The following is a 10,226-nucleotide window of genomic DNA, read 5'->3' on the forward strand; positions in this document are numbered from 1 at the left end:
AATCAGCCAAAATAGTATTTTTAGAGTATTTTTTAAGAAAATTCTTATTTTCTTTTTTTATCAATTATTTTCAGGAGGCTTTTATGTTAGCGCTAAAAGAAACAACAAAACGACACCTACTTATTATTGTCTTGATTTTTATCGTCCTTTCTACCCTCCGAATACTTTGGCTAGCCTATTTCTTACCTTCTAATGATCAGCCATCTGCTAAGGATGGCATTTTCGATATGCAAAATCAAATGTGGTCAGATGACAATGTCTTCTATTTAAATGGCGAGTGGCTCTATTACCCTGGATTATTATTAACTACAACCAATAGCAATCATAGCATGGCCACTTTCCCAATAGAAAAAAGCGTCCTATCGATTCCACAGCGTGATAGCAAAGCAAAGACACAACAATTTGGCACATACCGCTTAAAAATCTTACTGGACGATAATGATTCATCAGATAATCAGTATGCTATCCGGATACCTGCTATTCCTACTGCTTCAGAGCTATACGTCAATGGCAAACTTGTAGGAAAATCTGGGACAGTAGCCACAGACGCTAACATACATAAAGGACAAGCCGCACCTTATACCGTCTACTTTACGGAAAAGGAGTCTGAAATCGACATACTTTTACAGGTATCCAATTTCGATACCCCAGCTAATACTGTTATTAACAAAAGAATTTCCTTTACTTCCGCATCTGCCATGACACATTACCAGACGATTACTGAGCTATCCCTAGCTACTATCTCGGTGATCATCATTATGTATGCACTTTTTAGCATTCTAGTTTATCTATTTATTTACCGCAAAAAGATTGTTTTACTGTTCACAGTTGGCTTTCTTTTGCCTTTAACAGATGAATTAATAACTTATGATCGTTCGTTCCTGGATTGGCTACATCTCGATTATGTTTGGTCTTTAAAATTGTCCAATATTATTTATCTCGGTGCTTCTTTTTTCTTTGTACAATTTATGCGTGTTTTACTTGTCAAATACCAACATGCTAAGTGCTTTCGGTGGTTCTCTACTTTATATGCTCTAGGAACTCTGTTAATCGTTTTGTTACCTATTCAATGGTTGTATGCAGTAAATATTTTATTCTTTATTCTTTATATTGTTTCTTTTTTATATGTTGTCGTACTAGCTTTAAGGGAGTACGTTGCAAGCCAAAAGACTTCCGCCTTTCTTGCATTCACAGCCCTCGCTACAACCAACGGAATTATTTGGGGGCTTATAAAAACAACCTACGTTTTAGATATTCCCTTTTATCCTTTTGACTATTTAATGATTGTTCTTGGATTTACGGGGTATTGGTTTAAACGTTTTTATATCAATACACAGCAAATCAACAGGCTAGTAGCTGATTTACAAAAAGATGATGAACAAAAAGATGAATTTTTAGCTAGCAGCGCACAAAAGTTATGGAGTCCGATGAATAAAATGATTACCCTTGGACAATCCATTTATGAAAATCCAAACAATTTGCTTATCAGTGAAGATAAACATAATTTAAAATATTTAATTGATATTGGTAGGAGTATGTCTTTTACACTTAATGACATTCTTGATTTTACTCGGCTAAAAGAAGGAACCCTATATCTGCATAAAAAAAATGTGAATATCCTAGGGACTGTTTCAGGGGTATTTGATATGCTTCGATTTATTACGGAGGGAAAACAAATACAGATGACTTCAAGTATTTCCAGGTCCTTCCCTCATGTAGTAGCTGATGAAAACCGTCTGATTCAAATTTTATTTAATCTTTTACATAATGCTATTAAATATACGGGTGCTGGCTTTATAGAAATTAGTGCACGCACAGAAAAAAATATGGCTATTATTCATATACGCGATACTGGTTTAGGCATGGATGGTGATTTGCAAAATCGTCTATTCTCTCCTTACGAGCAAGGAAATGTGGCTGATGAGGGTATTGGTATCGGTTTATTCGTCTGTAAACAACTAATTGAGTTACATGGTGGGACATTGCAAATTCAATCTATCCCACACAAGGGATCGGACGTGATGTTCACGTTACCTCTTGCTGAAGAAAGTACTGTTGCAGACGAAGCTCTGTGTGCTTATCAAGCAGCTGATTCATTACCATCTGAAAGTTTGCATGCAGAAGTACCTTCTACAGTCCATCACTTTAAAATTTTAATGGTCGATGATGATCCCGTTAATTTGCGAATTATGAGAAGTTTATTTGTCTCTACAGAATACGATGTCACTACTGTTACAACCAGTGAAAAAGCGATGGAATTACTACCGCGGCATAATTGGGATTTGATTATTATTGATGCAATGCTACCGTATATATCAGGTTACGCCTTAATTGAGTTCATCCGAGAGCATTATTCAGTACTTGAATTACCCATTTTATTATTAACTGCTCGTAATTATCCTGAAGATGTTTATACAGGCTTTGCTCATGGGGCAAATGATTATGTATCAAAACCCATCAATTCACTGGAATTAAAAGTTCGAGCAAGAGCTTTAATTGATTTAAAGTATAGTATTCATCAACGCTTACAGTTAGAAACTGCATGGCTTCAAGCCCAAATACAGCCACATTTTTTGTTTAATACACTCAATACAATCGCATCTTTAAGTACGATTGACACAGATCGAATGATTGACTTAATGCATCACTTTGGGGAATATTTACGCGCGAGTTTTGATGTCAAGAATCTTCAGCGAGTTGTTCCACTTCAAGATGAACTAGAGCTTGTCCGCTCCTATCTTTATATTAAACAACAGCGCTTTGAGGGACTTTTAAAAATCGAATGGGACATTGACGACAATATTCATATTGAAATTCCCCCTATCTCTTTACAAACTTTAGTAGAAAATGCAATTCGCCACGGTATACTAAAACAAGAAGGTGGTGGAACTGTGTGCATCCATATTAAAGATTTTTCGGATTACGTAGCCATCAGTGTGATAGACGATGGGGTTGGTATAGATCCAAGTACATTAGCTGAATTGCAATCTGATAACAATCCAACAACTTTTGGTGTTGGGATACGAAATACTGACCTTCGTCTTAAAAGGATTTACGGTCAAAGATTGCAAATTAAAAGTATACTGAATGAAGGAACGACTATTACATTCCATATACCAAAAAATGATTGAAACGAAAACATCTTACTATAACCTGAAGAGCCATTAACTTCTCGATGAGTAGATAATGGCTCTTTTTTAGTAAATTCACAGTAAAATGCTTACTATAAGTAAAATAAATATTTTAATGGAATACAAAAAATTAGGGTACATTAATTATAAATGTACGTAAAAAAGAAAGGTCGATTGATGTGTACAAAATATACATAATAGAAGACGATGCAAATATTTCAAAGCTTATTGTAGAACATTTATCGAAATATCAATATGCATGCCATACGGTACAACAATTTAATCACATTGTAGAAGAATTCCAAGAAATTCAACCTCACCTTGTTGTCATGGATATTAATCTACCAACCTATGATGGTTACTTTTGGTCGCGGAAAATCCGCCAATTATCAAAATGTCCCATTATTATTGTATCGGCGCGCGTCAATGATATTGATCAAGTGTACGGTATTGAAAATGGTGCGGACGATTTTATAACAAAGCCATTCTCTCTAGATGTATTTATGGCAAAAGTGAACGGCCTCATACGTCGAACATATGGTGAGTATGCTTCCACAGATTCACATACACTAAAGATTAAAAATACTACATTAAACCCTGATACAGTTCGACTTCACACAGAGGAGCACGAAAGCTTGTTAACATTAAAAGAGATGCAACTTAGCAAATTACTATTTGAAGCTTATCCGAATGTTGTTCCTCGTCAAAAACTGCTAAGTGCCATTTGGGATGACGAAGCCTTTGTAGAAGAAAATACTTTATCTGTTAATATTGGCCGACTTCGCAAAAAATTCGAATCCATACAATCTCAATTAGAAATCAAAACGATACGTGGGCTCGGCTACCAACTAGTGGAGGCTCCAAAATGAAACTCTTCTTTCGCGATCACGCAAGTGTCATCATTCTATACGGCATAAGTTTTTTATTGTTACCTTGGTTATTCCAATCACTTGATGATTTATCTACGCATTATAATTATTTTATATTTCTCGTTAGTTTCTTTTTTATGATTTGGCTTATTGGTCGTTATTATCGACGAAGAAAGTTATATGCTCATTTACAACAGGCCTCATTGACTAAAAACGATTTACATTTATATGAACCACAAGCAATGATAGAAAAAGCCTATAGCCACAAACTCAGACAAATGCAGTACCTTTATTTGTCACAGCAGCAACTACTTGAAGAACAAGCGGGAGAAAAGCAACTGGTATTATCACATTTCGCCCATCAAATGAAAACGCCATTATCTGTTATTCAACTAATTATTCAATCTAGAACATGTGAAACAACTAGGCAATCAGATGACTGGCAAACAATTCATTATGAATGCGAGAAATTAACTTTTACGCTGAATCAACTACTAACTTATGAGCGTACATCTAACCTAGTAGCTGATTTAAAAATAGAGCCTATTGTAATCAAAGGACTCGTTCAAGAGGTCATCAATGATTTAAAAGATTATTTTATCGCAAAAGAAGTATTTCCGAAATTGACTGTTGCTGAAAGTGATGTAATTTATTCCGATCGAAAATGGTTAAAGATTGTTTTTTATCAAATCATCAATAACGCGATTAAATATAGTGAGTCTGAAACTTCGATACAAATAACTTATGATCATGCTTCCGTACAAATTATAAACAGTGGCAATACCATTTTAGATAGTGAAATTTCACGTGTCTTTGACCTATTTTATACAGGGGTAAAAGGAAGAACAAACGGCGAAGCATCAGGTATTGGCTTGTATCTAGTTAAAAAGATTTTGACAACATTAGAGCATCCCTTTTCTCTACAATCACAGAACCAAGTAACTACCTTTGCTATCGACTTTTCAAATAGCGCGAAAGCATATTCGTAAATAACCTTCTCAAATGACAACTTTGTCATGTTCATGTCATATAGCGAAATAGGTAAAAATCGGCTCCTTTTTTATACTTAAACTATTCAATAGATGTAAAGGAGTTGTTCGAGATGAAAAATTCAATATTGCAAGTGACGAATCTACACAAAGAATATATCGGAGAAATTACGTATAAAGCTTTAAACGGAATAGATTTCCACCTTGGGAATCATGAATTTGTAGCAGTGATGGGGCCATCGGGTAGCGGCAAAACAACATTTTTAAATAGTGTATCAACAATCGATCGACCAACAGCGGGAGAAATTTTTATTAATGACAGAAACCCTTATGCATTAGATGACGAAGAACTCGCAAAATTTCGTCGCTCAGAATTAGGTTTTGTATTCCAGGATTTTAATCTTGTACACACTTTAACGGTAAAAGAAAACATTTTACTGCCACTAACTTTAGATAGCCTTCCTGCCCCAAAAATGCGTCAACGTTTAAAAAACGTTTCACAATTTTTAGGTATTGAGGATCTTCTAGTAAAGCGTATCTATGAGATTTCAGGCGGACAAAAGCAGCGCGTGGCAATTGCTCGTGCCGTCATTCATGAGCCTAGTTTATTGTTAGCGGATGAACCAACTGGTAACCTTGATTCGAAGGCAGTTAATGATGTCATGAGTTTATTTAGTTCTATTAATACCGACTTAAAAACGGCGATTTTAATGGTGACGCATGATCCGTATGTCGCAAGTTTCGCTAACCGAATTATTTTCATGAAAGATGGTAAATTATATAACGAAATTCATCGAGGGCATAATCGTAAGCAATTTTATCAAGAGATTATGGATACATTGGCGTTTTTAGGTGGTGGCCAACATGAGCTTTAATCATATCGTATTGCAAAATATTTTACGTGACAAATGGACATATGTATCTTATTTCCTAAGCAGCATGTTCTCGATACTCATTTTTTTCTTATTTACAGTGATTGTGTTTCATCCAAGCCTGAAAAGCTTAGATCCTGACTCAACACTTGGTATTACATTATTATTAGCAAGCATGCTCGTATACTTATTCTCATTTATCTATATTACTTATTCTATAATGGCTTTTTTAAAGAAGAAAACAAGGACTTTAGGTATTTTCATGATTACGGGTGCTTCCATGAAGCAAATTCGTACTTTAGTATTCCGTGAGAATATTCTTATTGGCATAGTGGCGATTATAGCAGCCATTATCTTCGGTCTTGTCATCACACCCCTTTTCTTAATGGCTACGAAGGTGGTGTTAAAAGCCGAAACTTTCGGTATGTATATACCCGTTAAAGCAATAGTAATAACGGTTGGTTTATTTCTATTATTATTTATAGTTATTTCAAAAATAGTAACACGATTTATTAATAAGGAAGCTTCCATTCAGTTATTAAAAAGTGATGCAGTTATTGAAAAGCCTATCAAGTCACATTTACTATCCCTTCTTAGCAGTGTCCTTATTTCCATTACGTTGACATATTTATTAAAAATAGATCATGGAATCGTAGGAAGCCTTGGCCTATTTTATTACACATTATTTTTTATAAGCATTTTATTGTCCATGTATCTAATGATTTCTCAAGGTATGCGTGTTCTGCTAGAAGTCTTCGAGAAATCACCCACATATATTAGAAAAACAAATATGTTACTGATCTCCAATTTGAATGCGAAAATGAAATCTCATGCAAATATGCTTTTTTTAATCACAATTTTATTGAGTGGCGTATTTTTATGTACAAGCATTTTATTTAGCTCCTATTACAATGTTGCCAATGACAGTGAAGCGAATTATCCATACAGTTTTCAATACATCGCTGACCCTAAAGCTGATGACAGTATGGTAAAAGCAGACATTGCATTTTTAGAAAAACAATTGGCCTCGGTTGATTCAAAAAAATATGCTGTAGCCTTTAAATCCGATAAAGCATCTCGTATTGGCTACATGTCAGCATCTGATTATAATTTGTTACAAAAACAAGAGATTAATCTAGACAAAAATGACTTTATTGCTGTTGCAGGAAATCGAGGTATACCGCCAATAACGAAAATAGCAGATGAAAATCTAAATCATTTAAACCTGGCATATACTAATGAACAAAACTTATTAACAACAGGATTCCAATATACGTATTTCATTGTTTCTGACACTATTTATAGTAGTATGGACTATCCTGTCTACAAAACCTATTTATTTGAGCTAGAACATTGGACACACCATATAGACCTAGCCCATAAAATTACTAAAAGTCTTCCAACAATCATAGACAAACGGTATGTAGCATCAAAAATCACCTTGTATGATTCGGAAATGTTTGTTAAAAGTGTGATGTTCTTCATCGGCTTTATGTTAAGTTTAATATTCTTAAGTGCCGCCATGAGTATACTCTATTTCTATCTACAAACGACACTCATTCAAGAAAAAGAAAAATATATAGGAATACGAAAGCTTGGCTTATCCAAAAAAGAATTATCGACCGTCGTATCGAAAGAATTAGCCATTCTCATATTTGTGCCATTTTCAATAGCAACTGTCATGTTGTTTACGACACTATTTACTATGCGAACAATGATCTCAATAGCATTTTTACAAGTTTCAATGGTTAGTTCTCTATGCTTCTTTGCTCTTTTCTTAGTTAGTTACCTATTTATTCGCAATAGCTATATCAAACGTCTGCTAGTTTAAAATATAAAGTTGGCTAGTTAGACACTATATATTCACCTTTAGCATTGTTATGAAGTATATTATTTTAAAAAATTCCGCTCACTCCTGCCGGCAATAGCATGGCCTCACAGATGCTCAGGCATCCTCGAAGTCTCGCTTATTTCGCCTTCCTACAGAAGTGTCGGAATTTTTTTATCTTGGTCTTTACCAAAGTATTGGCTTTGCGACCATTAACCACAGCATAATAAGCAATAATACAATATACATCCATGCCTTTCGATGTAACAACGACGCAAATTGTTGCTGATTGTATGCCGGTGTATTAAATGTTCTAATCGTTGGTTTAAATGCGCGTGCCAAAAACACTATTGAGCCCAGCATCACAAGAAATGTTAACACTACCCATGAAGTTGTCCACGGATAACCGCCTCGCCACATTAACAAAATGCCAGATGCAACTAGCACATGTCCCGCGTGTTTGACAATAGTAATGGCAGCTTGAAATGTCTCAATATACGGTGGCATTTCTGTATGCTGTGCTTGACGCATCCTTTTGACAATTGCTAAAACAACAAACAATGGCCCAATCGAAAGTATGGCACTTAAAATATGTATATAGAGAAGAAGTGAATAAATTGATAACATGGTGCATACTCCCCCTTTTATGACTCATCTTAATTATAGCATCCGATATTACCCGTTCTAAAAACATTTGTGAATCCTTTGTAAACGCAAAGTGAATCTTTGTTAAATTGTTTGAAATGAACGCAAAAAGGGTATGGCTTATAGTAACATGCACTTATAACACAAGAAGGAGTGATTATTATAGGAATTCATCAATTTTTTACAAGTCTGAATGATCTAGAGCGCATTATTCGTTGTCCTGGACGCTTCAAATTTGAGGAACATAATGTAGCAGCCCATTCGTGGAAGGTTTCTCAATATGCCATGTTTTTTGCAACACTTGAAGAGATGAATGGAGCCACGGTAAATTGGAAATCATTATATGAAAAAACTATCAATCACGATTTTGCTGAAGTATTTATCGGCGATATTAAGACACCTGTAAAACATGCAAGTCCAGAGCTTAAACAAATGCTTGCCCATGTTGAAGAAAAGATGATGGAAAAATTTATTATTAATGAGATTCCTCAAGAGTTTCAGGCTATCTTTTTTGAGCGTATGAAGGAAGGCAAGGATGAAACAATAGAAGGTCGCTTGCTCGAATTTGCCGACAAATTAGATCAATTTTATGAAGCCTTCGCAGAATTAAAACGTGGTAACACAGATTTAGAGTTCGTCATTATGTATCAAACGGCACTCTCTAAACTTTTAGCCATTCCCCTAAAAGCAACAGTCCACTATTTCCGAACTGAAATATTGAAGGATGCGGTCCAAGAGAAAACGCATATTGATATTCAAACATTAACAAATGAAGTCTTAGATACAAAAAAATAATTGCATGTACAAGTTTTCCGAAAGAATTGACTCACGGAAGGCTTTTTTTATTTCCTGAAAAAAGTCGTATAATAGAAGTGATTGATTGGAGGGAAGCTTTTGTCACAGGCATGTTCAATTGTAGAAGATTTATTACCTTTATATAAAAACGAAGCACTACAAGCAAATACCGTAAAATTTATTGAGCAGCATATAGCGTGCTGCGAGCATTGTCAACAGCTCGCCTATTCACAGCCATCGCCAAAACCTTCTATACCTTTTAAACAAACACTATCCTTCTTCCATGTGATATTCATTGTACTTTCCTTTATGTTTGCACTGAATTCTTCACTTCTTGGAAATCATCTTGGCTTTGTTGTGTCCTATGCACTTTTTGGTTGCCTTACTTATTTGTTCTATAAAAATAGCTGGATTGTTTTTACTATAAGCTTTATCCCTGTCTTTGTATGGGCCATCATCGATAATGTGATGAATCCACTTTACATTGCAAAGACTTCCTTATCCGATATCGGTACATTGCTACTTGGCGCGACCTTTATCGCTATTTTACATACAATCTTTGCCCTACTCGGCTCCGCTATCGCCATCATTTTACGCAAATTTTTTAGATAAAGAACTGGTGTTAAAAGTCGCTTCGCTTTCCAACGCAATGTATGCCACTGGGTTTACATGGGTTTTTACCTGTATATCAAAAATAGTATGCAATAAGTACTCCTGCATACTATTTTTGACTTTCGAAACAACTCTTATCCATTCAGCTTTGATTTAACGACATCCTTTACTCATTAGTAAACCTCCTGTTTGGTTAAATGTTACAGTAATTGCTCAAATTTTTTAAACAAAAATAAAAAGCTGAGCATTGAACGCTCAACGTCTATTTACACATAGTGCTTCTGTAAGTATTATAAAAAATTAAATAAAAAAGAGTCGGTTTCCCGACTCTGCAGACTGTAGACAAACTCAATGAATTTTGAGTTTGCCTACAGTCTTTTTTCTTTTACAATGAAATAAAGTAAAGCCGTTGATTTCCACTACGGGCGGACGCTTTCCGCGGGCGGGGTCGAGCTGCTTCCCTCGCTTCGCTCAGTCCAGGATCT

Annotated in this window: 8 protein-coding genes; 7 read left to right on the forward strand and 1 reads right to left on the reverse strand. The window is 35.2% G+C overall.

Annotated elements, in window-relative coordinates; all coding sequences use genetic code 11:
• Positions 1-83: 83 nt before the first annotated feature.
• The 5 genes from C9J35_RS10925 (at position 84) to C9J35_RS10945 (ending at position 7,692) form a co-directional block, all read left to right on the forward strand.
• Entirely contained in the window at positions 84-3,131 is a 3,048-nt protein-coding gene (locus C9J35_RS10925; RefSeq protein WP_107924529.1) for a hybrid sensor histidine kinase/response regulator, read from the forward strand.
• Positions 3,132-3,310: 179 nt separating this feature from the next.
• Positions 3,311-4,000 carry a response regulator transcription factor gene (locus C9J35_RS10930; protein ID WP_107924530.1) on the forward strand — a complete coding sequence of 230 codons (690 nt, stop codon included), beginning with the start codon at positions 3,311-3,313 and terminating at the stop codon, positions 3,998-4,000.
• Entirely contained in the window at positions 3,997-4,989 is a 993-nt protein-coding gene (locus tag C9J35_RS10935; RefSeq protein ID WP_107924531.1) for a sensor histidine kinase, read from the forward strand. The genes C9J35_RS10930 and C9J35_RS10935 overlap by 4 nt, the downstream gene beginning before the upstream one ends.
• A 113-nt stretch (positions 4,990-5,102) precedes the next feature.
• Positions 5,103-5,864 carry an ABC transporter ATP-binding protein gene (locus C9J35_RS10940; RefSeq protein ID WP_107924532.1) on the forward strand — a complete coding sequence of 254 codons (762 nt, stop codon included), beginning with the start codon at positions 5,103-5,105 and terminating at the stop codon, positions 5,862-5,864.
• Positions 5,854-7,692, forward strand: a complete 1,839-nt coding sequence (locus C9J35_RS10945) for an FtsX-like permease family protein (protein WP_107924533.1) — start codon at positions 5,854-5,856, stop codon at positions 7,690-7,692. Before C9J35_RS10940 ends, C9J35_RS10945 begins: the two co-directional genes overlap by 11 nt.
• 183 nt (positions 7,693-7,875) lie before the next feature.
• On the opposite strand, the gene C9J35_RS10950 is transcribed toward C9J35_RS10945, so the two are convergent.
• The gene (locus tag C9J35_RS10950; RefSeq protein WP_054768598.1) at positions 7,876-8,316 is read right to left on the reverse strand and encodes a hypothetical protein; all 441 of its coding nucleotides are present in this window, start codon (positions 8,314-8,316) and stop codon (positions 7,876-7,878) included.
• A gap of 171 nt (positions 8,317-8,487) precedes the next feature.
• Between C9J35_RS10950 and C9J35_RS10955 the strand changes: the two genes are divergently transcribed.
• Together C9J35_RS10955 and C9J35_RS10960 are read left to right on the forward strand one after the other, a co-directional pair.
• Positions 8,488-9,129: a YfbR-like 5'-deoxynucleotidase gene (locus tag C9J35_RS10955; RefSeq protein WP_107924534.1), complete on the forward strand. Its 642-nt coding sequence runs from the start codon at positions 8,488-8,490 to the stop codon at positions 9,127-9,129.
• Between the two features lie 99 nt (positions 9,130-9,228).
• Positions 9,229-9,741, forward strand: coding sequence for a zf-HC2 domain-containing protein (locus tag C9J35_RS10960; protein ID WP_054768597.1), 513 nt, complete (start codon positions 9,229-9,231; stop codon positions 9,739-9,741).
• The last annotated feature ends 485 nt before the right edge of the window (positions 9,742-10,226 follow it).

It is taken from the genome of Lysinibacillus parviboronicapiens (assembly GCF_003049575.1).
GTDB classification, from domain to species: Bacteria; Bacillota; Bacilli; order Bacillales_A; family Planococcaceae; genus Lysinibacillus; species Lysinibacillus parviboronicapiens.

Coding starts and splice junctions, on each gene's coding strand:
- C9J35_RS10925 (WP_107924529.1), top strand. CDS start 84: ATGTTAGCGCTAAAAGAAACAACAAAACGACACCTACTTATTATTGTC.
- C9J35_RS10945 (WP_107924533.1), top strand. CDS start 5,854: ATGAGCTTTAATCATATCGTATTGCAAAATATTTTACGTGACAAATGG.
- C9J35_RS10940 (WP_107924532.1), top strand. CDS start 5,103: ATGAAAAATTCAATATTGCAAGTGACGAATCTACACAAAGAATATATC.
- C9J35_RS10935 (WP_107924531.1), top strand. CDS start 3,997: ATGAAACTCTTCTTTCGCGATCACGCAAGTGTCATCATTCTATACGGC.
- C9J35_RS10950 (WP_054768598.1), bottom strand. CDS start 8,316: ATGTTATCAATTTATTCACTTCTTCTCTATATACATATTTTAAGTGCC.